This is a genomic window from Mesorhizobium sp. M1A.F.Ca.IN.022.06.1.1 (assembly GCF_003952605.1).
In the GTDB taxonomy this organism is placed as follows: domain Bacteria; phylum Pseudomonadota; class Alphaproteobacteria; order Rhizobiales; family Rhizobiaceae; genus Mesorhizobium.
The window spans coordinates 3,940,855-3,965,098 of sequence record NZ_CP034455.1 but is presented as its reverse complement, the minus strand read 5'-3'; the positions used below and the strand labels follow the sequence as shown (position 1 = coordinate 3,965,098).

Annotated in this window: 22 protein-coding genes; 4 read left to right on the top strand and 18 right to left on the bottom strand. The window is 64.0% G+C overall.

The window, feature by feature from the left end; genetic code table 11:
* Window positions 1–22: 22 nt before the first annotated feature.
* The 4 genes from EJ078_RS18785 to EJ078_RS18770 form a co-directional block, all read right to left on the bottom strand.
* Window positions 23–169 (bottom strand): hypothetical protein, encoded by a 147-nt coding sequence (locus tag EJ078_RS18785; RefSeq protein ID WP_082980768.1) that lies wholly within the window; start codon window positions 167–169, stop codon window positions 23–25.
* Between the two features lie 57 nt (window positions 170–226).
* Entirely contained in the window at window positions 227–433 is a 207-nt protein-coding gene (locus EJ078_RS18780) for a hypothetical protein (RefSeq protein WP_095778715.1), read from the bottom strand.
* Window positions 434–497: 64 nt separating this feature from the next.
* Window positions 498–1,118, bottom strand: a complete 621-nt coding sequence (locus EJ078_RS18775) for a ribonuclease D (protein ID WP_095783543.1) — start codon at window positions 1,116–1,118, stop codon at window positions 498–500.
* Window positions 1,119–1,258: 140 nt separating this feature from the next.
* On the bottom strand, window positions 1,259–2,644 hold the full coding sequence (locus tag EJ078_RS18770; RefSeq protein ID WP_127323686.1) for a M20/M25/M40 family metallo-hydrolase: 1,386 nt from the start codon (window positions 2,642–2,644) through the stop codon (window positions 1,259–1,261).
* Window positions 2,645–3,078: 434 nt separating this feature from the next.
* Here EJ078_RS18770 and polA point away from each other — a divergent pair, with 434 nt between their 5' ends.
* Window positions 3,079–6,042, top strand: coding sequence for a DNA polymerase I (polA, locus tag EJ078_RS18765; RefSeq protein ID WP_164750608.1), 2,964 nt, complete (start codon window positions 3,079–3,081; stop codon window positions 6,040–6,042).
* Window positions 6,043–6,089: 47 nt separating this feature from the next.
* Here the strand turns inward: polA and EJ078_RS18760 are convergent, their stop codons facing one another.
* The 8 genes from EJ078_RS18760 to EJ078_RS18725 all read right to left on the bottom strand — a co-directional run bounded on the left by EJ078_RS18760 (window position 6,090) and on the right by EJ078_RS18725 (window position 13,983).
* A complete protein-coding gene (locus EJ078_RS18760) occupies window positions 6,090–6,494 on the bottom strand; it encodes a Fur family transcriptional regulator (protein ID WP_059184736.1) in 405 nt (134 codons plus the stop codon).
* Window positions 6,495–6,618: 124 nt separating this feature from the next.
* Window positions 6,619–7,665: an L-glyceraldehyde 3-phosphate reductase gene (gene mgrA, locus EJ078_RS18755; RefSeq protein WP_127216731.1), complete on the bottom strand. Its 1,047-nt coding sequence runs from the start codon at window positions 7,663–7,665 to the stop codon at window positions 6,619–6,621.
* 106 nt (window positions 7,666–7,771) lie between these two features.
* Window positions 7,772–8,914: a Gfo/Idh/MocA family oxidoreductase gene (locus EJ078_RS18750; RefSeq protein ID WP_095783546.1), complete on the bottom strand. Its 1,143-nt coding sequence runs from the start codon at window positions 8,912–8,914 to the stop codon at window positions 7,772–7,774.
* A gap of 11 nt (window positions 8,915–8,925) precedes the next feature.
* Entirely contained in the window at window positions 8,926–9,672 is a 747-nt protein-coding gene (locus tag EJ078_RS18745) for a sugar phosphate isomerase/epimerase (RefSeq protein ID WP_127323689.1), read from the bottom strand.
* 47 nt (window positions 9,673–9,719) lie between these two features.
* Window positions 9,720–10,829: an ABC transporter ATP-binding protein gene (locus EJ078_RS18740; RefSeq protein WP_127217481.1), complete on the bottom strand. Its 1,110-nt coding sequence runs from the start codon at window positions 10,827–10,829 to the stop codon at window positions 9,720–9,722.
* A complete protein-coding gene (locus tag EJ078_RS18735) occupies window positions 10,829–11,773 on the bottom strand; it encodes a carbohydrate ABC transporter permease (RefSeq protein ID WP_095800588.1) in 945 nt (314 codons plus the stop codon). The genes EJ078_RS18740 and EJ078_RS18735 overlap by 1 nt, the downstream gene beginning before the upstream one ends.
* Window positions 11,766–12,659: a sugar ABC transporter permease gene (locus tag EJ078_RS18730; RefSeq protein ID WP_067318934.1), complete on the bottom strand. Its 894-nt coding sequence runs from the start codon at window positions 12,657–12,659 to the stop codon at window positions 11,766–11,768. The genes EJ078_RS18735 and EJ078_RS18730 overlap by 8 nt, the downstream gene beginning before the upstream one ends.
* A gap of 85 nt (window positions 12,660–12,744) precedes the next feature.
* Window positions 12,745–13,983 (bottom strand): ABC transporter substrate-binding protein, encoded by a 1,239-nt coding sequence (locus EJ078_RS18725; RefSeq protein WP_127216906.1) that lies wholly within the window; start codon window positions 13,981–13,983, stop codon window positions 12,745–12,747.
* A gap of 381 nt (window positions 13,984–14,364) precedes the next feature.
* On the opposite strand from EJ078_RS18725, the gene EJ078_RS18720 reads away from it, so the two are divergent.
* On the top strand, window positions 14,365–15,408 hold the full coding sequence (locus tag EJ078_RS18720; protein WP_127216907.1) for a LacI family transcriptional regulator: 1,044 nt from the start codon (window positions 14,365–14,367) through the stop codon (window positions 15,406–15,408).
* Between the two features lie 117 nt (window positions 15,409–15,525).
* Here the strand turns inward: EJ078_RS18720 and gndA are convergent, their stop codons facing one another.
* The 6 genes from gndA to EJ078_RS18690 form a co-directional block, all read right to left on the bottom strand.
* Window positions 15,526–16,950, bottom strand: a complete 1,425-nt coding sequence (gene gndA, locus EJ078_RS18715; RefSeq protein ID WP_127216908.1) for an NADP-dependent phosphogluconate dehydrogenase — start codon at window positions 16,948–16,950, stop codon at window positions 15,526–15,528.
* Window positions 16,951–17,058: 108 nt separating this feature from the next.
* Complete coding sequence (locus EJ078_RS18710) at window positions 17,059–18,696, bottom strand: copper resistance CopC/CopD family protein (protein ID WP_127323690.1); 1,638 nt, start codon at window positions 18,694–18,696, stop codon at window positions 17,059–17,061.
* A 52-nt stretch (window positions 18,697–18,748) separates the two neighbouring features.
* On the bottom strand, window positions 18,749–19,267 hold the full coding sequence (locus EJ078_RS18705; RefSeq protein WP_095780096.1) for a YcnI family protein: 519 nt from the start codon (window positions 19,265–19,267) through the stop codon (window positions 18,749–18,751).
* A gap of 26 nt (window positions 19,268–19,293) precedes the next feature.
* Window positions 19,294–19,821 carry a copper chaperone PCu(A)C gene (locus EJ078_RS18700; protein WP_127240079.1) on the bottom strand — a complete coding sequence of 176 codons (528 nt, stop codon included), beginning with the start codon at window positions 19,819–19,821 and terminating at the stop codon, window positions 19,294–19,296.
* Window positions 19,822–19,914: 93 nt separating this feature from the next.
* Window positions 19,915–20,262: a DUF2946 family protein gene (locus EJ078_RS18695; protein ID WP_127215390.1), complete on the bottom strand. Its 348-nt coding sequence runs from the start codon at window positions 20,260–20,262 to the stop codon at window positions 19,915–19,917.
* 128 nt (window positions 20,263–20,390) lie between these two features.
* Window positions 20,391–21,293, bottom strand: a complete 903-nt coding sequence (locus EJ078_RS18690; RefSeq protein WP_067318943.1) for a GntR family transcriptional regulator — start codon at window positions 21,291–21,293, stop codon at window positions 20,391–20,393.
* Between the two features lie 247 nt (window positions 21,294–21,540).
* Between EJ078_RS18690 and EJ078_RS18685 the strand changes: the two genes are divergently transcribed.
* Window positions 21,541–23,046 (top strand): altronate dehydratase family protein, encoded by a 1,506-nt coding sequence (locus EJ078_RS18685; RefSeq protein WP_067004128.1) that lies wholly within the window; start codon window positions 21,541–21,543, stop codon window positions 23,044–23,046.
* A 43-nt stretch (window positions 23,047–23,089) separates the two neighbouring features.
* Window positions 23,090–24,088: an aldo/keto reductase gene (locus EJ078_RS18680; RefSeq protein ID WP_095800595.1), complete on the top strand. Its 999-nt coding sequence runs from the start codon at window positions 23,090–23,092 to the stop codon at window positions 24,086–24,088.
* Window positions 24,089–24,244 lie beyond the last annotated feature (156 nt).

Sequence of the window (24,244 nt, the reverse complement as noted above, 5' to 3'; positions counted from 1 at the left end):
GCGAGATGCGGACGTGGTGAGATCAATTCTGCTGGATCGAAATGCCCTTGTCGTCGATCTTGAGCTCCACGCCCTTCGGCCTGGTCTGCTCGCGGTAGATGTAGATGCCAAGCGCGATGACCACGACGACCAACGCGCCGATGATGAGGTAGAGCATGTTCTGTCTCATCTCGCCCCCTTCTTGCTGCCGAGTCTCGCGCCTGCTTCGAGGCCCTGCGGCGGTCGCTCACTGGTCGCTGTCATCATTGGCCGATGCAGGCCGCCAACTGGTCGGCTCGACTTTTTTCTGGGTGTTGCTGTCGGTGTAGACCCACCAGCCGCCGTCGCGGTATTGCCCGACGGATTCGTTGACCACGCCGTGCTCGTCGTTCCACAGGATCGTGACCTGCGAGCCGTCCTTCGGCGCGCTCGCTATCGGTTTGCGCTCTGCCATTCAATCCCTCCCCATCTCACGCCGACAATGGACCGGCAGGAACGTCGCTCGACGCGCCGGGTCGTCAGCTATGCGCGAAGATATCCTCTTCCGCCCAGCCCATCAGATCGAGCTTGGCGCGCGTCGGCAGGAAGCGGAAGCAGGCTTCGGCCTCCTTAGTGCGACCCTCGCGCGCAAGCCGTGCGGCCAGCACCTCGCGCAGCCGGTGCAGGTAAAGCACGTCGGAGGCGGCATATTCGAGCTGCTCGGGCGACAGTGTTTCCGCCGCCCAGTCCGACGATTGCTGCGCCTTGGAGAGGCCGATACCGAGCAGTTCGTTGCATATATCCTTCAGCCCGTGGCGGTCGGTGTAGGTACGGGTCAGCCGCGAGGCGATCTTTGTGCAGAAAACCGGTTCGGCCATGACGCCGAAAGCGTGATAAAGGACGGCAATGTCGAAACGGCCGTAGTGAAACAGCTTCACCACGGCGTCGTTCCTGAGAAGGCTGACAAGGTTGGGCGCCTCCTTCTGGCCCGGCGCGATCTGGATGACGTCGGCGCTGCCGTCGCCGGGCGAGATCTGAACCACGCAGAGCCGGTCACGATGCGGGTTCAAGCCCAGCGTTTCCGTGTCGATGGCGACCGCACCGACATTGTAGCGGGAAAGGTCCGGCAGATCGTTCTTGTGGAAACGGATGTCGGTCATTCTCTTCTCCGGATCGCGGCCAGCGGCGCACCCGTTTTTGGACGCGAAGGCGCCGCGCATTGCGCTATCACGCCCGTCCTTGCCGCGATCCGGAAAAAAATCAACAGAAAGTTGATTTTCGCGGTCGCCGCGGGTTCACCTCAGCGTGTCAGAGCATCGAGAATGCGCGCCCAGGAACGCTGCCCCTTGTGGAAGGAGGTGAGCTCGTACTTCTCGTTGGGCGAATGGATGCGGTCGTCATCGAGGCCGAAGCCGACCAGCAGCGATTCCATGCCGAGATAGGTCTGGAAATCGCCGACTACGGGGATGGAGCCGCCGCCGCCGGTGGCGACGGCCTGCTTTTCCCATTCGTCGGAGAGCGCATCCTTGGCCTTGGCCAGGAACGGCGAGTCGTAGGAAAGCTGGATCGCCGGCGAGCCGCCATGCGGATGGAATTCGACGGAGCAGTCGCCGGGAATCCGATCGCGCACGAAAGCCTGGAAGGCGGCGCGGATTTTTTTCGGATCCTGCTTGTGGACGAGCCGGAACGACACTTTCGCCGATGCTTCCGCCGCGATCACCGTCTTGAAGCCCTTGCCGGTATAGCCGCCGATGATGCCGTTGAACTCGGCCGTTGGCCGCGCCCAGGTGAGTTCGAGCACGGAGCGGCCCTTTTCGCCGGCGGGAATGGAAAGCCCGACCGGTCCGAGGAAGGTCTCGGCGGTCTCGCCGAGCCCCTCCCAGGATTTCAGCACCTGCGAGGGCGTCTCTTCGACGCCGTCATAGAAGCCCGGGATGGTGATGCGGCCGTCTTGATCATGAATGTCGGCGAGAATTTTGGTCAGGATCCGGATCGGATTGGCGGCCGGGCCGCCATAGAGGCCTGAATGCAGGTCGCGGCTGGCTGCCTTGACGGTGACTTCCTCGCCGACCATGCCGCGTAGGGACACGCAGATCGACGGCGTCTCGCGGTTCCACATGCTGGTGTCGCAGACCAGCGCGAAATCCGCTTTCAGCTCGGCGGCGTTGGCCTCGAGGAAAGGCTTGAGCGACGGCGAGCCGGACTCTTCCTCGCCCTCGAACAGGATCGTGACGCGGCAGGGCAGATTGCCGTGCACCTGCCTCCAGGCGCGGCAGGCCTCGACGAAGGTCATCAGCTGACCCTTGTCGTCCGCCGAGCCGCGCCCGGCGATCACCTTGCGTCCGGGCTGGACCTCCTTGATCGACGGCGCGAATGGATCCGTTTCCCACAGCTCGATCGGATCGACCGGCTGCACGTCGTAGTGGCCGTAGAACAGCACATGCGGCGCGCCGGCCGGTCCTTCGTGATGCGCCACCACCATCGGGTGGCCGGGCGTGTCGCGCACGCTGGCGTCGAAGCCGATCAGCTTGAGCTCGGCCGCCAGCCATTCGGCGCCCTTGCGGCAATCGGCGGCAAAGGCCGGGTCGGTGGAGATCGACTTGATACCAAGCAAGCCGAAAAGCCGCTCCAGGCTCTGATCGAGGTTCTGGTCGAGACGGTCAAGGACGGGGGAGAGTCTGGACATTTCTTCAGCCTTTCGATTCTGGCCCGACCCTAAAGGGGCGAGCAGAAAACGCAAAGCCGCGATCGTTGGACCACGCGTTCCGGCGTCGGTAACACGCGGGCTAGGAGACAAAAAAGAACCGCCGTGGTGGAGGGGGAACCACGGCGGTCTTTACTCGAAACGTTGCGGCAGCCCGGAGAGGGGGATAGGCTGCCGCAGTTGCCCGGGATAGGCGGGGGACGGGCCTTACTCCGGACTTCGGCGAAAATTGCCGATGACAGCTATTTGGGTCTGTGAAAATGGCGATTCAAGGGCACGAAGATTACACTTTTGTAACATGCCCGTGAGCGGCTGAATTTTGTCCGAGACCTGTCTGTCAGGGGTGTTGCCGGAACCGGCCGTTTGCGCAGCCTTTGGCATGGACCGCGAAGCTTGGCCGCGCTATCCCTGCCGGCATGAAAAAAGGCGATCATCTCTTTCTTGTCGACGGCTCCGGCTACATTTTCCGCGCCTACCACGCGCTGCCGCCGCTCAACCGCAAATCCGACGGCCTGCCCACCAGCGCCGTGCTCGGCTTCTGCAACATGGTATGGAAGCTGATGCAGGACGCCCGCAACACGAACGTGGGCATCGTGCCGACCCATTTTGCCGTCATCTTCGACTATTCGGCGAAGACCTTTCGCAGCGAACTTTATCCCGAATACAAGGCCAACCGCTCGGCGCCGCCGGAAGACCTGATCCCGCAATTCGGCCTGATCCGCCAGGCGACCGTGGCCTTCAACCTGCCCTGCATCGAGATGGAAGGCTTCGAGGCTGACGACATCATCGCCACCTATTGCCGCCTAGCCTGCGAGGTCGGCGCCGACACCACCATCATCTCCTCCGACAAGGACCTGATGCAATTGGTCGGCCCGACGGTCGGCATGTACGACCCGATGAAGGATCGCCAGATCGGCATTCCCGAGGTGATCGAGAAATGGGGCGTGCCGCCGGAAAAGATGATCGACCTGCAGGCGCTGACCGGCGACTCCGTCGACAACGTGCCCGGCGTGCCCGGCATCGGCCCGAAGACCGCGGCGCAACTTCTGGAGCAGTTCGGAGACCTTGACGGCCTGCTGGCGCGCGCCGGCGAGATCAAGCAGGAAAAGCGGCGCGAATCGATCATCGCCAATGCCGACAAGGCGCGCATCTCGCGCGAGCTGGTGACGTTGAAGAACGACGTGCCGCTCAAGGAGGGGCTGGACGACCTTGTGCTGCATGCCCCGGACGGGCCGAAGCTGATCGGCTTCCTGAAGACGATGGAGTTCACCACGCTGACACGCCGCGTCGCGGAAGCGACTGCAACCGAGATCGGCGACGTCCAGGCTTCCAGTGTCACCATCGAGCGCGCCGACACCGCACATGGTCCCGATGTCGGCGCCGGCACGCCGACTGCCTCAAGACCGGCGGCGACGCCGAACGGCGCCGCGAAGCCTGCAGCACCGGTCAGGCCCGAGGATGCCCCACCGCAGGGCGATACGCCTTCCCTGCTCTCCGCGCTGCGGCTGGAGCAGGCGACGGCGCGCAAGATCGATCCCGCGGCCTATGTCGCCATTCGCGATACGGCCGCGCTGAAGGCCTGGATCGCCGAAGCGAGGGAAGCCGGCATCCTTGCCTTCGACGCCGAGACCTCTTCGTCCGATCCGATGCAGGCCGACTTGATCGGCCTGTCCATGGCGATCGCGCCGGGCCGCGCCGCCTACGTGCCGCTCGCCCACACGAGCGGCAATGGCGACCTGCTTGGCGGCGGCACGCTGGCGGACCAGGTCCCGGTCCGCGACGCGCTGGCCCTGCTCAAGCCCCTGCTCGAGGACCGGTCGGTCCTGAAGATCGTCCAGGACATGAAATACGACATCGTCGTGATGAGCCGGCATGGTATCGAGGTCGGCCCGTTCGACGACACGATGCTGATCTCCTACGTGCTCGACGCCGGCACATCCGGCGGGCACGACCTCGCCTCGCTGTCGGAGAAGTGGCTCGGCCATGCGCCGGGCACGAAGAGGGAGCTTGCCGGCTCGGGCAAGAGCGCGGTCGGCTTCGACCAGGTCGACATCGAGCGGGCGACCGCCTATGCCGGCGAGCAGGCCGATCTGGCGCTGCGGCTGTGGCAATTGCTGAAGCCGCGGCTCGCCGCCAAGGGTCTCGTCTCCGTCTATGAAAGGCTGGAGCGGCCGCTTGTGCCCGTGCTCGCCCGCATGGAGCAGCGCGGCATTTCGGTCGATCGCCAGATTCTCTCCAGGCTGTCGGGTGAGCTGGCGCAAGGCGCCGCCCGCGCCGAGGAAGAAATCTATGGGATCGTCGGCGAGCGCATCAACATCGGCTCGCCGAAGCAGCTCGGCGACATATTGTTCGGCAAGATGGGGCTGCCGGGCGGCTCCAAGACCAAGACCGGCCAGTGGTCGACCTCGGCGCAGCTGCTGGAAGACCTCGCCGCCGAAGGCCACGAGCTGCCGCGCAAGATCGTCGACTGGCGCCAGCTCACCAAGCTGAAATCGACCTATACCGACGCCTTGCCCGGCTTCATCACTGCCGGCACCAACCGCGTCCACACTTCCTATGCGCTGGCCGCGACGACGACCGGTCGTCTGTCATCCTCCGATCCCAACCTGCAGAACATCCCGGTGCGCACCGCCGAAGGCCGCAAGATCAGGACCGCCTTCATCGCCGAAAAGGGCCACAAGCTGGTCTCGGCCGACTACAGCCAGATTGAATTGCGCGTGCTGGCCCATGTCGCCGAAATCCCGCAGCTCAAGCAGGCTTTTGCGGACGGCGCCGATATCCACGCCATCACCGCGTCCGAAATGTTCAACGTGCCGGTCGCAGGCATGCCTTCGGAAGTGCGGCGGCGTGCCAAGGCGATCAATTTCGGCATCATCTACGGCATCTCGGCCTTCGGTCTGGCGAACCAGCTGTCGATCCCGCGCGAGGAGGCGAGCGCCTACATCAAGCGCTATTTCGAGCGCTTCCCGGGCATCCGCGACTATATCGAGGAAACCAAGGCCTATGCGCGCGAATACGGCTTCGTCGAAACGATCTTCGGCCGCCGCATCCACTATCCGGAGATAAGGTCCTCCAACCCGTCGGTTCGCGCCTTCAACGAGCGCGCTTCGATCAATGCGAGGCTCCAGGGCACTGCGGCCGACATCATCCGCCGCGCCATGGTGCACATGGAAGAGGCGCTGGAGAAGGCGAAGCTGTCGGCCCGCATGCTCTTGCAGGTGCATGACGAGCTTATCTTCGAGACGGTGGAAGCGGAAGTCGAAGCGACAATTCCCGTGGTGCGCCGCGTGATGGAGAACGCGCCGATGCCGGCGGTCTCGATGTCGGTGCCGCTGCATGTCGATGCGCGGGCCGCCGACAACTGGGACGAGGCGCACTGATACCTTCGTCATCCTCGGGCTTGACCCGAGGATGACGACTCGAGGGGCTAAGCCGCCTCAGCTCTACACTTCGCGCAAACCCCGCGAAACTCGATCACCGCCTTCTTGGCGGCGAAGCCGGTCGAGCGCACCCATTCGTCCAGCCGGTGGTCGACATCATGGTCGGACATTTCGGTTACCTGGCCGCAGCTGTCGCAGATGGCGAATGCGGTCATCGAATGACTGTGGTCGTGCGGCTCGGCGCAGGCGACGAAGGAGTTCAAGCTTTCGAGCCGGTGCACGAAGCCCGACTTCACCAGCGTGTCCAGAGCGCGGTAGACCTGCAGCGGCGCCCGGAAGCCGCGCTCGCGCAGTTGATCGAGCAGCATATAGGCGCTCAGCGGCCCGCTGGCGGCTTCGAGCTTCTCAAGCACGCACAGCTGGTTCTTGGTCAGCGCATCCCTTGCCGTCATCTTGTCCGTCCGGTCGTCGCGTCGTTTCGCGTGCCGACTGCGCACGCGAACCGCCTTTGGTCCATGAGATAGCGACGAACGCGCATCTTTGCCACTGTTTCCGCAGCTGGCGGCCCGGCGCGGGCTACTTGCGCGGCGGTCCCTTGCGCTCGGCGGATGCCGCCCAAAGATTGATGTCGGCCTCGCGCGCATAGGTGTCGATCTCGGCAAGCTCGGCGTCGCTGAAGTCGAGCGCCTTGAGAGCGCCGACGCAATCCTCGACCTGTTCCGGCCGGCTGGCGCCGATCAGCGCCGTCGTCACGCGTCCCTTGCGCAGCACCCAGGCCAGCGCCATCTGCGCCAGCGTCTGGCCGCGCCGGCCGGCGATGGCATTCAATGCCTTGATGTTGGTGACCGACTTATCGTTGATGAAAGTCGGACGCAGCGACTTGCCCTGGGATGCGCGGCTGCCTTCCGGGATGCCGCCGAGATATTTATCGGTCAGCATGCCCTGCGCCAGCGGCGAGAACACGATCGAGCCGATGCCGAGCCCTTCCAGCGTATCGAGCAGCCCGTCTTCCTCCACCCAGCGGTTGAGCATGGAATAGCTCGGCTGATGGATCAGGCAGGGCGTGCCGAGCCGCCGCAGGATGTCGGCCGCCTCGCGGGTGCGCTGCGAATTGTAGGAGGAGATGCCGGCATAGAGCGCCTTGCCCGAGCGCACCGCATGGTCGAGCGCGCTCATCGTTTCTTCCAGCGGCGTCTCGGGATCGAAACGGTGGGAATAGAAAATATCGACATAATCGAGCCCCATCCGCTTGAGGCTCTGGTCGAGGCTCGCGAGCACATATTTGCGGCTGCCCCATTCGCCGTAGGGGCCGGCCCACATCTCATAGCCGGCCTTGGTCGAGATGATCAGCTCGTCACGATAGGCGGCGAAATCGGTGCGCAGGATCTCGCCAAAGGCGGTCTCGGCCGAGCCGGGCGGCGGGCCGTAATTGTTGGCGAGATCGAAATGCGTGATGCCGAGGTCGAAGGCTCTGCGCACGATCGCCTGCTTGGTCTTGTGCGGCGTGTCATTGCCGAAATTGTGCCACAGCCCGAGCGAGATGGCCGGCAGCTTGAGGCCGGACCGTCCGCACCGGTTGTAGATCATCTTCTCGTAGCGATTCTCGGCGGCGACATAGGGCATAGGGAATCCTTGGGAAGGCGGCCGGGATCGCCGCCAGGTGACTTGAATCGATGCTCGCCCCGCACCTTTACCCTCTCCCCGCCGAAACGGGGAGAGGGGTTGCCACCTACTTTTTCTTCGCCAGCAGCGCCTTCGCTTCCTTGATGCCGAGCGCCGCCGGCCGCTCGCAGGTCGTCTGCATGGCGACGAACTTGCCGCTTTCGCCGGAGCGCAGGACGCCGGTCATGACATCGACGGCATGCAGCGCCAGCTCCATCGAGCAGCGGTGCGGCCGCCCTTCGCCGATCGCGATCGCCATGTCGGCAAGACCTGCCGTGCGGTAGTTGGCCATCATGCCTTGGCTGTGCATCTCATTGGGCACGCCGAACGGATGATCCCACTTGGGAAGCTTCTTCACCGGCTTGGTCGCATCGGTGAAGCGGACTTCGCCGCCGAAGAAATTCGGGTCCGGCACAAAGACGGTGCCCGCCTCGCCGTAGAGCTCCATCGGCGCATGGCCGTGGCTCCACACGTCCCACGAGGTGTTGAGTGTCACCACCGCGCCATTCGCGAATTCCAGCAGCGCATGGATGGTGGTCGGCGTGTTGACCGGGATTTTTTCGCCCGCGCGCGGTTTGGAGCTGATGGTGCGCTCCTTGGCCGGCGTCGCCGCGAAAGCCGCGACCTGCTTCACCGGCCCGATCAGCTGGATCAGGTTGGTGACATAGTACGGGCCGATGTCGAGCACCGGACCGGCGCCCGGCTGGAAGAAGAAGTCGGGATTGGGGTGCCAGTGTTCCATGCCATGGCCCATCACATGGCAGGTGCCGCTGGTGATCTTGCCAAGCTTGCCGCTGTCGATCAGATCGCGGGCCAGCTGATGCGCGCCGCCAAAAAACGTGTCGGGAGCCGAGCCGATGCGAAGCCCCTTCTTCTCCGCCCGCTTCTTGAGATCCAGTCCTTCCTTGACCGACAGCACGAAGGGCTTTTCCGAATAGACGTGCTTGCCAGCGTCGAGCACCGCCTTCGACACGTCATAGTGCACGGCCGGAATGGTGAGATTAACGACGATATCGATGTCGTCATCTTTGAGAAGGTCGTTGACCGTTTCGGCGCGAAGCTTGAACTCCTTCGCCCGCATCTTCGCCGCGTCCATGTTGATGTCCGCGCAGGCGCGCATCTCGATGCCGCGGAAGAGCGGCGCCAGCGAGAAATACGCCTTCGAGATGTTGCCGCAGCCGACGACGCCTACGCCAAGTTTGTTTGCCATGATGGTATGTCCTAGTAATTCTTGACGGATTGGATCGAGCGACGGGCGAAGCGCTCGATGTCGTTGGGGTTGTCCTGCTCCATGACGAAGTACTTCGTCGCGCTTTTCGCGCGCAACGTCTTGATCAGGCCGGCCCAGTCGATGGTGCCGTGGCCGACATCCGACCAGCCGTCCTCGTCCAGCCCCTCCCCCGGCTTCGCCATATCCTTGACGTGGACGGCACTGATGCGCTTGCCGTGCTTTTCGATCCAGGGCAGCGGATCGGCGCCGCCGCGCACCACCCAGGCGACGTCCATCTCCCAGCCGATGTCGGGCGCGGCGGACAGGATGTGCTCCTGCGGCAGCGAGCCGTCGACGAGCGGCTTGAACTCGAAATCATGGTTGTGCCAGGCAAAGCCGTAGCCGGCCTTCTTCGCGGTGTCGCCCACCTTGGCAAGCCGCTCGCCGAAGCCGCGCCAGCCGGCGGCGTCGCCCGGCCGCGCATCGGGCATCAGGTAGGGGCAGATGAGCAGCGAGATGCCGAGCGCATCGGCAATCCTGCGCACGCCGTCGAAATCCTTCTCGAGCGCATCGATCGAGAAATGCCCGGTCGGCATGGCGAGCCCGTTCTTGTCGAGCTCGGCGCGGAAAGCCTTGGGATCGTCATAGACGCCGCCGAAACCTTCGACTTCTTTGTAGCCCAGTTCGCCGAGCATTTTCAGCACGCCGTCCCATGGCTGGAAGTTGCGGGCACTGTAAAGTTGGAATGACCAGTTCATCTGTCTGTCCGTTCTGTTTGATGGTTCCGGGAGGTTGTGGTGGGAGGTTAGAGCCTGCTGTCGGTCTCGGCGTCGAACAGCGAGGCGCGCGCCGGATCGAAGCCGATGCGGATCGCATCGCCGCTGCGCAGCGTCTTGTCGGCTTCGACGCGGAAGGAGAGGATCTGGCCGCCGAGCTTCGTCCACACCAGCGTGTCGGAGCCCATCGGATCGACAATCTCGACAGTGGACTCGGCGGTGAACGGCATGGCCCTCGCCGCTTCGCCAAAAGCGATATGCTCCGGTCGGATGCCGAACACGCAGGGTTTGGCGGCGCGCCCGCTTTCGTTGTCGAACTGATAACGGCCGAGCGGCACCGAAACACCGTCGGCCTTGAACACCGGCGCGTCGCTTGCTTCCAGGTGTCCCTTGATAAAATTCATCGCCGGCGAGCCGAGGAAGCCGGCGACGAAGCGGTTGACCGGGCGTTTGTAGATCGTCTGGGGCGCATCGAGCTGCTGGATGACGCCGCCCTTCATCACCGCGATACGGTCGGCCAGCGTCATCGCCTCGATCTGGTCGTGGGTGACGTAGATCATCGTGTTCTGCAGCCTGCGGTGCAAAAGCTTGATCTCGACGCGCAATTCCGACCGCAGCTTGGCGTCGAGGTTGGAGAGCGGCTCGTCGAACAGGAAGACGTCGACGTCGCGCACCAGTGCCCGCCCGATCGCCACGCGCTGGCGCTGGCCTCCGGAAAGCGCCGACGGCTTCCTCTGCAACAGCGGCTCGATCTGCAGGATCTCCGCCGCGCGCGCGATGCGTTTGGCGATCTCGTCCTTGGGCACGCCGGCGACGCGCAGGCCGAAGGAGAGGTTCTTTTCCACCGTCATCTGCGGGTAGAGCGCGTAGGACTGGAACACCATGCCGATGCCGCGATCCTTCGGCTCCTCCCAGGTGACATTCTTGCCCTTGATGAAGATGCGGCCCTCGGAGATGTCGAGCAGGCCGGCGATGCAGTTGAGCAAGGTCGACTTGCCGCAGCCGGATGGCCCGAGCAGCACGATGAACTCGCCCTCGGCGACGTCGAGATTGAGCGTCTTCAGCACCGACATGACGCCGAAATTCAGCGACAGGTCCTGGATCGAAACGCTAGGATTGGCGATCGCTGCTGCCATCATCATCCTTTCACCGCGCCGGCGGCGATGCCGCGCACGAAGAGCTTGCCGGAAACGAAGTAGACGATGAGCGGCACAAGGCCGGTCAGGATGGTCGCGGCCATGTTGACGTTGTACTCCTTCACGCCCTGTACCGAGTTGACGATGTTGTTGAGCTGCACCGTCATCGGATAGGTGTCGGGGCGGGTGTAGACGACGCCGAACAGGAAGTCGTTCCAGATGCCGGTCACCTGCAGGATGATGGCGACGACGAAGATCGGCAGCGACATCGGCAGCATGATGCGCAGGTAGATGCCCCAGAAACCGGCGCCATCGACGCGCGCCGCGCGGAACAGTTCCTCCGGCATGGACGTGAAATAGTTGCGGAACAGGAGCGTCAGGATCGGCATGCCGAAGATCGAATGCACGATCACGAGGCCGGTCAGCGTGCCGTAGATGCCGATCTCGCGCAGGATGATGACGATCGGGTAGATCATCACCTGATAGGGAATGAAGGCGCCGACGATCAGGATGATGAAGAAGGTGTCGGCGCCCTTGAAGCGCCAGTTGGCCAAGGCATAGCCGTTGACCGAAGCGATCGCGATCGACAGCAGCACCGACGGCACGGTGATGCGCACCGAGTTCCAGAAGCCGCGCGACAGCCCGTCGCAATTGAGCCCGGTGCAGGCCTGCGACCACGCCTTGACCCAAGGCTCGAAGGTGATCTCCAGCGGCGGCGAGAAGATGTTGCCGAGGCGGATTTCCGGCATGCCCTTCAGCGATGTGACGATCATCACGTAGAGCGGCAGCAGATAATAGAGCGCCACGACGATCAGCGTGCCGTAGAGGAAGATGTTGCGACGCGAGAGCACGTGCCGCGGCTTCGTTCCGCTCGGCCCCGATGCATCGCGCGACACGGCTTCGCGCCGAAGAGCATCACCGGACATGGAGGCAGCAGCTTCAGCCATGCTTTTTGCCTCCGAATTCGAGATAGGCCCAAGGCACGATGACGATTACCACCGAGAGCAGCATCATGGTCGAGGCGGCAAAGCCCTGGCCGAGATTCTGGGCGAAAAACATGTAGTCGTAGACGTATTTCGCCGGCACTTCGGAAGCGATGCCCGGACCGCCGCTGGTCTGCGCCACCACAAGGTCGTAGACCTTGACGATGCCGGCGGCGATGATCACCAAGGTGGTGATAAAGACCGGCCGCATCATCGGAATGATGATGAAGACATAGGTCTTCCACATCGGTATGCCGTCAACCCGTGCGGCCTTCCAGATGTCCTCGTCGATGCCGCGCAGGCCGGCGAGCATCAGGCACATGATCAGTCCCGTGCCTTGCCAGAGCGCCGCGATCGAAATGCCGTAGATGACGATGCTGGAATTGTAGAGCGGATCGAAGCTGAAGCTCGTCCAGCCGAGGTCGCGCACGACGCGCTGGATGCCGAAATCGGGATTGAGCAGCCACTGCCAGACCAGCCCGGTGACGATAAAAGAAAGTGCGAAAGGATAGAGGAAGATCGTGCGAAACGTGTCCTCGAAGCGGATCTTCTGATCGAGCAATGCCGCGAGGATGAAGCCGATCACCAGCGAGAACACCAGCGAGATCACGCCGTAGATCAAAAGGTTCTCGATCGACACCAGCCAGCGCGGCGTCGCCCATAGCCGGTAATATTGGTCGAGGCCGACGAAGTTCAGCCGCGGCAAGAGCTTCGAATTGGTGAAGGAATAGAGCACCGTCCAGGCCGTGCCGCCGACGAAGACGACCAGCGCGGTCAGGATCATCGGGATCGATGCGACCTTGGCGTTGAGGTTGCGTAAAAGCTGGTTGGGGCGTTCGCTGTTGCTCATCTCGGCAGCCGGGCTGGGACAATGAGGGCATCACGCCCCCGACCCCGGATAGGCGGGGGCCGGGAGCTGGCGGGGGCGCCGTTGATCAGTCTGCCGACGCGATGATGTCGGCGAAGCGCTTCTGCGCCTCTTCGAGCGTCATGTCGGGCTTGGCGAAGAATTCGGAGAACAGATCCTCCTTCTGCTTCTGGCTGTCCTGCGACAAGAGCTGGTCGGTCCACGGGATCACCGCGCCTTTCGCGAGGATGGCGAGGCCCTTCTTCATGCAGTCGTTCGCCGTGTTGAGGTCGACGTCGCCGCGCACCGGAAGCGAGCCCTTCTTGAGATTGAAGGCGACCTGGGTCTTCGGGTCGAGCAGCGTCTCGGCCAGAACTTCCTGAGCCTTGGCCTTGTCGGCATCCTTGAGCAGCGGGAAGTAGAACGCGTCGCCGCCGGTGGCGATGACCTCGTTCAGGCCGAGACCGGGCAGGCAGGTGTAGTCCTTGCCGGCGGTCTTGCCGGCGACCTGGAACTCGCCCTGCGCCCAATCGCCCATGATCTGGCCGCCGGCCTTGCCGGTGATGACCAGATTGGTCGCCTGGTTCCAGTCCTGCACATTGGTGTTCTTGGCCATCTTGCGGGCGTCGTCGGCGGCCTTGAACACCTTGGCGATTTCGGGACCGCTTGCGAATTTGGCGTCCTTATCCTTGTAGACCTTGAGGAAGGCGTCGGTGCCGCCGACGGCGGCAAGCAGCACGTCGAAGGCGCCGGACGCCTGCCAGGGCTGCCCGCCGACCGCGAGCGGGATGATGCCGGCCTTTTCCAGCGCCGGCGCAGCCGCCACGAATTCATTCCAGTCCTTCGGCATCGGCACGCCGGCCTTCTGGAAGGCTTCGTTCGACAGCCACAGCCACTGCCAGGAATGGATGTTGACCGGCACGCAATAGATCTTGCCGCCGATGGTGCACGAGTCGAGCAGGCTCTTCGGCCGCACGATTTCCGTCCACTTTTCCTTGGTGGCGAGATCGGTGAGGTCGCGCATCAGCCCGGCCTGGACGAGCTCCTCCGCCTGCCGGCCGTGGTTGAACTGGGTGGCGCCCATCGGATCGCCGCCGGTGATGCGGCTGATCATGATCGGCCGCGCCGTGCCGCCGGAACCGGCGATGGCGCCGTCGACCCAGTGATTGCCGGTCGCGTCGAACGCCTTGGCAAGTTCAGCCACTGCCGCCGCCTCGCCGCCCGAAGTCCACCAATGGGTGACTTCGAGATCGGTCGCGGCCGCCGGTCCGGCGAAGTTCAGCGCGGCCGTCGCGGCGAACGCGGCAGTCAGGAATTTGTATCGCATTTCGGTTCCTCCCAGAATCTGAAACGTTACAGATTTTCGATACGGCAAATGCCCGATATAGGCAACCCCTCGAATGGGACGGCATGAGATTTCTTCGAGGCGCGAACAAAATCCTCTCCAAAGGCCTGCCGGGGAGTCGATGGTGCGGCCAATCGATGCAAAAGCAGAGGTAAATCGAGATTTGTTTATGATCCCAGTGGCTTTCAGTCCACCCCTCCGGCGCTGACCGCAACGAGTGCGGCCTGCCCATTGATCACGGGCGTTGGCAATCTGTAACGTTTCAGTATATTGCACCGTGTCACGGGCTGAAGGCCGCGCAAATGCGATGGGCGCGATTGCCGGCCGGCTTCGCGGCTGCTATGCGCCTGACGGGCGGGACGAATGGACAGACGAGCAAACGAGAAGGACGACGACACGTCGGCTAAGGAACGGCCGACGCTGAAGACGCTTGCCTTCATGACCGGGCTCGGCGTCACCACCGTCTCGCGCGCTTTGAAGGACGCGCCGGAGATCGGCGCCGAGACCAGGCGGCGCGTGCAGCTCGTCGCCAAGCAGATCGGCTATCGCCCGAACCGCGCCGGCGTGAGGCTGAGGACGGGCAAGACCAACGTCATTAGCCTGGTGCTCAACACCGAGCACGAGCTGATGAGCTTCGTCTCGGACATCATCTACGGCGTCACCGAGGTGATCGCCGACACGCCCTATCACCTGATCGTCACGCCCTATTCGCGCTCGCAGGACCCGCTGGATCCGGTGCGCTATCTGGTGGAGACGGGCTCCGCCGATGGCGTTATCATTTCACGCACGCAGCCCAACGACCCGCGCGCCCGCTATATGCTGGAACGCGGCATCCCATTTGCCACGCATGGCCGCACCGACATGGGGCTGGTGCATCCCTATCACGACTTCGACAACTATGCTTTCGCCGGCGAGGCGGTCCGCCATCTCGCCGGCATGGGCCGGCGCCGGCTGGCTCTGGTGACGCCGCCGGTCGGCCTCACCTATTACGACCACACGGTGAACGGTTTTGCCGATGCGCTGAGCGAAGTCGGCGCCAGCGAGGTGCCGTTCAACACCGTCTCCATCGACCACACGATCGAGCAGATCAGGATGCGAACTGCGCAGCTCATGCTCCGCGAGAGCCGTCCGGACGGCATCGTCAGCAGCGCCGCCGCCGCCACGCTCGCCGTTGTTGCAGGCATCGAGGACGCCGGCCTGAAACTCGGCCGCGATGTCGACGTGGTGTCGAAACAGTCCTCGGAAGTGCTGCATTTGTTCCGGCGCGAACTGCTGGTCGTGAACGAGAATTTCCGGCTCGCCGGCTCCGAGCTTGCCCGCGCTGTGCTCGGCTGGATCGGCGGCAAGGAACCTGGCTCACTGCAATCGCTGAGCAAACCGAGCGAGGTCCTGCCCTATCGGGGTTGACTGGCGCGAGTTGAGAGTCAGGTCAGGCCGAGTCGGCGGCTTCCGAGAACTGGAAGCGTCCTTGAGTAGGACCGGGAGCGCAGGAAGCCGCCCTTTGCACGCTGGCCTAACCTGACTCTAGGCGGCGCCGCTTCCCCACGGCCCATGGAACGCCCCCTCCTCGCCGATGCGCTCGAAGCCGTGCGCGCCGAAGAAATCGCGCTGCGCCTGGATCAGGTTCGAGGTGCCGCGGCCCTGGCGATAGCTGTCGAAATAGGCGAGCGCCGAGGACAGCGCCGGCACCGGCGAGCCGGCTTCGGAGGCCCGCGCGACGATGCGCCTGAGCGACGGATGCGCCTCCTTCATCATGGCGATGAAGGCCGGCGCCATCAGGAGATTGGTCGAGGCGCCGCCTGAGCCGAAGGCCTCCGCCATTGTGTCCAGTATCTGCGAGCGGATGATGCAGCCGGCACGCCATATGTTGGCGATGGTGGGCATCGGCAGGCTCCAGTTGAATTCCTTTGAGGCGCCGCTCATCACAGCAAAACCTTGCGCGTAAGCCGCGATCTTGCCGGCGAACAGCGCCAGCTCGAGATCCTTCAGCAGCGCCGCCTTGTCGCCGGAAATCTTCTCGACGCCGATATTGCCGTAGGCCTTTTCCGCAGCCTGCCGTTCGTCCTTGATCGACGACAGCACGCGCGCCGCGACGGCAGCCTCGATGGCCGTCGCCGGAATGCCGAGCTGCTGCGCTTCGATGATCGACCATTTGCCGGTGCCCTTCTGGCCGGCGCGATCGAGGATGATGTCGACCACCGGCCTGCCGGTCTTGGGATCGTCGGCTGCGAGAACCTTGGCGGTGATCTCGATCAGGTAGGAGTTGAGCCTGCCCTTGTTCCAGCCGTCGAAGACCCTGCCGATCTCTTTCGGCTCCATGCCGAGACCGTCGCGCAGTATGCCGTAGATCTCGGCGATCATCTGCATGTCGGCATATTCGATGCCGTTGTGGATGGTCTTGACGAAATGTCCGGCGCCGTCGGTGCCGAGCCAGGCGGCGCAAGGCTCGTCCTTGAACTTGGCGCAAATCGCCGTCAGCACCCTCTCGACGCGCTTCCAGGAGTCTTCCGTGCCCCCGACCATTATTGACGGCCCGTGGCGCGCGCCCTCCTCGCCGCCCGAGACGCCCATGCCGATGAAGGTCAGGCCGGAGCCCGACAGCTCGGAGAAGCGCCGCATCGTGTCGCGGAAATTGGCATTGCCGGCATCGATGACGATGTCGTTGTCGGAGAGCACGCCGCGCAGCGCCGATATCTGCTCGTCGACCGGCTTGCCGGCCAGCACCATGATGATGATCGGCCGAGGCGGCCGGATCGCTGCGGCGAGTTCCTCCAGGCTGTAGCAGGGCACAACCATGTCCCTGAGCGCGCCTGCGCTCTCGACGAAGGCGTCGGTGCGCGAACCGGTGCGGTTGAACACGGCGATGCGGTGCCCATGCTCGGCGATGTTGAGCGCCAGGTTGGAGCCCATCGTGCCAAGGCCGATCAGGCCGATTTCGGCTTTTTCCATCGTTTCTTCCCTGCTTTCGAACTTTTGTTGAAGCCGCGCTTTGGACGGATGATTGACGGGCCTTCGCGACGGCGTCAACCGCCTCGCCGAATTGTGTCGCGGCCCAGGTCAGTCGGCTCTGATATCAATTGGCGCTTCAATCTTCACCATCTCGAAATCGGAAACCAGGATGTCGAGCCGAGCGTTCCAGCGGCCGGGCAGCGGGATGACGAGATCGTCGACGCGCCAGGTGCCGTCGCCGCGTTTCGTCGCCGGCCGCTTGATCGGCTCGATGCCGGAATCCGGCTTCGACAGCACCAGGGTCACCTGCTTGGCATCCATCGGGCCGAAATCGCCGGTCATGATCACCATCGAGGCGGCAACCTGGCCGGCATGGCCGGGCGTGATGCTGAGATCGGCCATCCCCTGCAGGGTGTGGATGTGGATCGAGGCCGGCTGCGCTGCGGCGATCGCCAGCGCGCGTGGCGGCGGCGTGAAGCGCCAGCCGGCGGCGACGCCGAAGATGGCAAGCACGATCAGCGTCTCGATGCCGATCGAACGCACCAGCCGCCGCTGCACTTCCGTGTCGCCCGTTTCGGCCGGCGCGGTCAGCGTCCATCGGTTCACGGAGGCAAGGGTGAACAGGAACAAAAGCAGGGCCAGTTTCAGCAGCAGCAGGCGGCCATAGGCGGTGTTGATCAGCGCTGCCGGTTCGCGCACTTGGATGATCGCCAGCACGATGCCGCTTATCGCAAGCACGGCAACCACGGGGAGGATCGCGCGCGAAAACCGGCGCAAGAAGATTTTGGCCTTCGCCGGCTGACAACGCAACGCAAGGCCGAGCGGTGCGAGCGCGCCGCTCCAGAAGGCGATGGCTGTGCCATGCAGGAAAACCAGCGGCCGCGTCAGCCATTGCGGCTCGGCGGCACTGGCGTGGCCGCTTGCCGCAAGCGCCGTGCCCACACCGACGAGCCCGGCGAGCGCAAGCAGCTTGCCAAGAGCGCGCGGTCCGGCGAGGGACAGCAAGGCAAGGCCGAGTGCAATCAGGGCGGCAAGCACCGTCCAGCCGAAGCTGGTGGCAAGCGCGGTCTCCCACACGATGGGCGCCGCAAACCGGGCGAGCGGCGCGCCGAGCGCGTCCAACCCCTGAAATCCGAGCGAGAACGGGGCGGCGGCCAGTCCGCACAGAAGAGCGCCGATAACGAAACCCTGGCCCCAGCGACAGTCTCCCGCGAGCCAGGCGAGCGCGAAGGCGCCGCCGGCGCCGAGGAACAGCCCGGCATAGAGAAGGAGCTTACCCATCCAGATTGCCGTGCGCAGCGCCAAATCGACGGCTTCGCCCGCTACCGGCGCAGCACTTGGCGCGCCGACGGAAAACAGCGCCGAGCCGCCGACCGGATGGCCGTCCTCCGAAATCACCCGCCAGCTCAGCACATGCGTGCCGGATTCGAGCCTTTCCGGATTATCGATCTCGACGGTCTGATCGTTGAGCCGGAAGGAGGTCAGCGAAAGTTGCGTGCCGTCCGGCCGCACCAGAGTGAGCACCAGGGGCGAAACCGGCTCGCTGAAGGTCAGCGAGAACCGCGCGGGACTCTGCGACAGCACCGCACCATCGGGCGGATCGGTCGCGACCAAGGCCGCATGCGCGAGGGCGCGGCCGGGAAGCACCAGCAGCAGCACGAGTACGAAAGCCGCGAACAGGCCGCTGGCGACTGGCCCGATGCGCATGCCCGTCAGGCGGATTGGGAAAGTTGCTGCTGCGTTCATGCGGTCTTTCGAGAAGGGACGGCGCGCCCGAATGGGACGCGCCATCGAGAGATCATTTCTTCGGCAGCAATTTGATGCCGGGCGCCGGATTTTCCAGTGCATCCTCATCCTGTCCCGCCGCCGGAATCTCGATCCAGCGATCGGCGGCATCGCCGCATTCCTGGACCACCGGGAAATAGAGCATCTGGCCGGCCGGAAGATCGGCGGCGAGCGAAGCACGGAAAATGAACTCGTCATAGAATTCGTCCGGCAGGTTGCCGCCGCTCCAGTCGACTTCCTTGACGCCGGTGGTCAGCGTCTCGCCATAGAGCTGGTAGGATTTCTCGTATCGGCCTTTCTTGGTCTGCAGCGTCCAGCCGGGCTTTGGCATCGGCTTGACCGAAATGACGCCTTCCGGAATCTGCACGCGCACCGCGGTCGTCGCCTTGCCCTCGCAGCCATGCGGCACGCGCAGGACGGCCTTATAGGTCGAGCCGACGGCCGCTTCCTGGGTTTCGAGCGTGATGTGCGCAAGCGCGGCGTTTGTCCCGAGCGCCAGAACCGCGCCCACCGCCAAAAGATACTTCTTCATGAATTGTCCCTCTAATTTCGAAATGATCACTCGGCGTGATCGTCCATGCTGCCCATCTCGCCCATGCCCTCGACGGCGAACTCGACTTTGACGCTGCCGGCCTTCTCGAAGGTCAGCGTGGCCGGGAATTTCTCGCCCTGCTTGGGCTGTCGCTTCAGGCCGATGAACATCAGGTGATAGCCACCCGGCTTCAGTGCGACCTTGCCGCCGGCCGGGATCACGAGCCCGCCGCTCACCGGCCGCATAGTCATGACGCCGTCCTTGACACTCATCTCATGCAATTCGGCCTTGTCGGAGATGTCGGAGGAAATCGACAGCAGCCGGTCGGGCGAGCCGCCCTTGTTGGTGACGGTGAAATAGCCGCCGGCCACCTTGGCGCCGGGCGGCGTTGCGCGGGACCACGGGTGCCCGACTTCCAGGTCACCGGCCTTGAATTCATGCGCCTGGGCGCCGGGAACGCATGCGAACAGAAGAAGAGCGAACACGGCAAGGCCGAGCCGTTCGAAACCGCGCGGACGAGCTTGCGCTCGCGCGGCGGGAAGAAGATTGGACATGGTTGCTCCATGAGTATGAGATCGCGCCGTGATCCGGCCGCGAGCAGTCTGATCTTGGATGAATGCGCCTGCGAAAGGTTTCGCGGGTTTTTGTCAGACTGCGGCCGGCGGCGCGCGCGGATTGGCCGGAGAGCGGTCGCGGGCAAAATCGAGATGCCGAAAGGCGAAAGGCGGGAAAGCGACCGCGTCGAACACCAGCACCCTGACGGGCGCACGGGTATCCGGCGGCGGCAGATGCGCCGGCGAAACCAGGCTGCAGCCAGCCAAGCAGCAAGCCGGCATATGCTGCCGGTGCGGATCGCCGCCCGGAAGCTTGACCGCCCCGTCATGGGTGCAGATGACGTTGCCGAAGGCATCAAGCTGCGAAGGAGCGCCAAAGGCGAAGGCGCCAAGCGCCGACTGAAGCAACAGCAGCAGCGCCGCGACGAACGCGGTCGGCATGCTCCATCGTCTCAGCCGGATATCCAAATGACCTGCCTCTTTCCAGCAATTCCACCGAGCCTAGCATGGGGGCGGCGGCCGGAAAATCGTCAAAACCGGGCTGCGGCAACGCGGCGCGACGCGCCTGATCAGGCGGGCTGCACCTGCCGCCCTTCCGGAATTGAGCTCAACAGCGTCTGGCGCGCCGACTTCAGGTGCTTGCGGCAGGCGGCGTCCACCTTGGCGGGATCGCGCGATTTCAGCGCCGCGATATAGGCCAGATGCTCCTGGACTGCGACCTCGTTGCGCTCGCGTTCCTGCGCCTTGTTCCATTGGTAGTGGTAGTGGAAGATCATCGCGATCACATCGTAGAAATCGACGATGAAGCGGTTGTGCGAGGCGCGGTGGATCAGCCGGTGGAAGCGCTCATCGAGCTCGGAGAATTCGTTGAAGCGCGTCGCGATCTCGCTCGCCAGTTGGCGATGTTCGATCTCCAGCCGGTCGAGATCGGCCCAGACCGCGCTATCCTGCGGCAGCGCGACGAAGGCAGCCGCCGAACGCAGCTCGAACATCTCGCGGATCTCGGTCAGCTCAAGCGCGAAAGCGCGGGTGAAGCCCTTGAGCACCCAATGGCTGTTGCGCCGCTTCTCGATCAGGCCGAAGCGCGAGAAGCGGATCAGGAATTCGCGCACGCTGGTGGTGCCGACGCCGATCTCGCGCGCCAGCTCGAGCTCGTTGATCTGCATGCCCGCTTCCGCGCCGCCGGCGAGCAGCCGGCGCATGAAGGAGCGCTCGATGATCTCGGCCAGCGAGTCGGTCTCTTCCTCGGGGAAGAAATCTTCCGCCTTCGGCGCCCGCAGCACCGTTTTGTTGCGCTTGTTCCAGGCGATCAGCCCGGTTTCTTCCATGCGCGAAAGAATGCTGCGCACCGTGGTGCGGCTGACGCCGAGCAGCGTTCCGAGCTCGGGCTCGGACGGCAGGCTCCTGGTTTCGTCGAGCAGCCGCAGTCCGCGGTTGAAGGCGTCCTTGTAGACGTTGTTGCTCTTCGACATGCCCGTATCCCCAACGCTTGCGGCAGCCGGCCGGAAGCGCAATATGATCGGTGTTCCTAGCGCAAGCCTCCGAAATGCGGAACGAATTTCGCCGGCTTTATCTAACGGGCGGCCACGCACCCAAGGGCGCGGCGCGCGATGAAAAAACAATTGACGCAAAAATGTTTTTTCACGATAAAAGACATTATCCTCAAACGGGCGCATGTCAATCCGCCCACACTCCCAGGTTTACCCAGGACAGCCGCCCGTGAACGCCGCAAGCACCATTCTTCTTTCCCCCGCCGACAATGTCGCGGTCGCCAATGGCCGCATCGAGATCGGTGCGGCGCTGCCCGGCGGCGCGGTTGCGGTGGCGGCGATCGACCCTGGGCACAAGGTGGCGATCAAGCCGATCGCGGCGGGCGAAGCGGTGGTGAAATATGCGCAGGCGATCGGCCGCGCCACTCAAGCCATCGCGCCGGGCGAGCACGTCCACTCGCACAATCTGGTGTTCGAGAGTGGCCGCCTGCCGGTGGTGCCGCCGAGCGAGGCCGAGCACGCCACCGAAGCGGACCGCAAGCGCACCTTCATGGGCTATCGCCGCGCCGATGGTCGCGCCGGAACGCGCAACTTCATCGGCATCATCGCCAGCGTCAATTGCTCGTCCACCGTCTGCCATGCGATCGCCGACGAGGCCAATCGCACGCTTTTGCCGAAATATCCCGGCATCGACGGTTTCGTGCCCATCGTCCACGGCCAGGGCTGCGGCATGAGCGCCACCGGCGACGGCATGATGGTGCTGCACCGCACGCTGGCCGGCTATGCTCGCCACCCGAATTTCGGCGGCGTGCTGATGGTCGGTCTGGGCTGCGAGGTCAACCAGCTCACCCTTTATGGCCAAAAGGGCGTCGCGGCGGGAAAGCGGCACTTCAACATCCAGGAGGCCGGCGGCTCGCGCAAATCCGTCGAGCGGGCGATGGGCGTGCTGGCCGAGATCGCCGAGGAGGTCGGCCAGTTGCAGCGCGAACCGATCCCGGTCAGCGAGATCGTCGTCGGCCTGCAATGCGGCGGCTCGGACGGCATGTCCGGCATCACCGCCAATCCGGCGCTGGGGGCGGCGGTCGATATTCTGGCCGGCTGCGGCGGCATCGGCATCCTGTCCGAGACGACCGAGATCTACGGCGCCGAGCATCTGCTTGCCTATCGCGCCGCCTCGCCCGAGATCGCAGCCAAGCTCGACGGCTTTGTGAAATGGTGGGAGGACCATACAGCCAAGCACGGCGCCTCGATCGACAACAATCCCTCGCCGGGCAACAAGCGCGGCGGCCTGACCACGATCCTGGAGAAATCGCTGGGTGCTGTTGCCAAGGGCGGTCAGACGCCGCTCAACGGCGTCTTCGGTTACGCCGAGAAGGTCAGCGGCAGCGGCTTGGTGTTCATGGACACGCCCGGCTACGATCCGGTCTCGGCCACCGGCCAGGTGGCCGGCGGCGCCAATGTCATCGTCTTCACCACCGGCCGCGGCTCCTGCTTCGGCTGCCGTCCGACGCCGTCGATCAAGGTCGCCACGAACTCGACCATGTACCACCAGATGGAAGAGGACATGGACGTCAATTGCGGTGTCATCGCTTCCGGCGAGAAGACGATCGCCGGCATGGGCCGCGAGATCTTCGAGCTGATCATCGAGACGGCGTCCGGACGCAAGACCAAGAGCGAGGCGTTCGGCTACGGCGACAACGAGTTCGTGCCCTGGCATCTCGGCGCGACGCTCTAAATAGTCGAAACGACCGCCGGTCGAACGGCAAAGGGAGGCTTTGATGAACAAACGCCGGATCGGCGCGACCGCGCTCGAAGTCACCGAAGTCAGCTTCGGCGGCGCCGCCATCGGCGGCCTTTATCGCGCCTGTCCGCGCGAGCCCGCAATGGAAACGCTGCAAGCGGCCTGGGACGGCGGGCTGCGTTACTTCGACACCGCGCCCTTCTACGGCTTCGGCCTGTCGGAGCGGCGCACAGGCGATTTCCTGCGTGAGAAGCCGCGCTCCTCCTATGTGCTCTCGACCAAGGTCGGCCGCCTGTTCCGGCCGGTGCCGGAGGACCAGGTTCCCGATCACTCCTATGTCGATCCGCTACCCTTCGCGCTCGACTACGACTATTCCTATGACGGCATCATGCGCTCAGTGGATTTTTCCTACGCGCGGCTCGGCCTCAACAAGATCGACATCCTGTTCGTCCACGACATCGGCGTCTACACGCATGGCGTCGAGAAGACGAAGCTGCATTTCCGTCAGCTGATGGACGGCGGGCTGAAGGCGCTGGAGGAGCTGAAATCGTCCGGCACGATTTCCGCCTACGGTCTTGGCGTCAACGAGGTCCAGATCTGCCTTGACGTGCTTCGCCGCGCGCCGCTCGACTGCATCCTGCTCGCCAGCCGCTATTCGCTGCTTGATCGCAGCGCCGAGGCCGACCTGCTGCCGCTTTGCCGCGAGCGGCGGACCTCGCTGATCATCGGCGGCGTCTTCAACTCGGGCATATTGGCGACGGGACCGGTGCATGGCGCGCATTTCGACTATCTGCCGGCGAGCAAGGATATTCTCGACCGCGTCAGCGCAATGGAGCGCATCGCCATCGGAGGTGGCTATCCGCTGGCCGCTGCCGCGTTCCAATTCCCTCTGCACGAGCCTGTCGTTGCCTCGGTGCTGACCGGCACCGCCAAGCCCGCTAATCTGACGCGCAATCTCGAACTGCTGGATGTCAAGGTAGCGGCGGCGGAATTTGCCAAATACGATCCTTATACGATCGTCCAGCAGCTTGGCTGAGATGCGGAGATCCAGCAGACCGATCAGCTGCCACGCCATCACGCAAACGGCATGAGACACCGCTTGCATCGATCAGGGCAATGCACTATCAAAATCGAGCAAATGTTTTTTATTGATAAAGTTCTGTTTGGCTTGCGCCTATCCAGATGGAGCTTC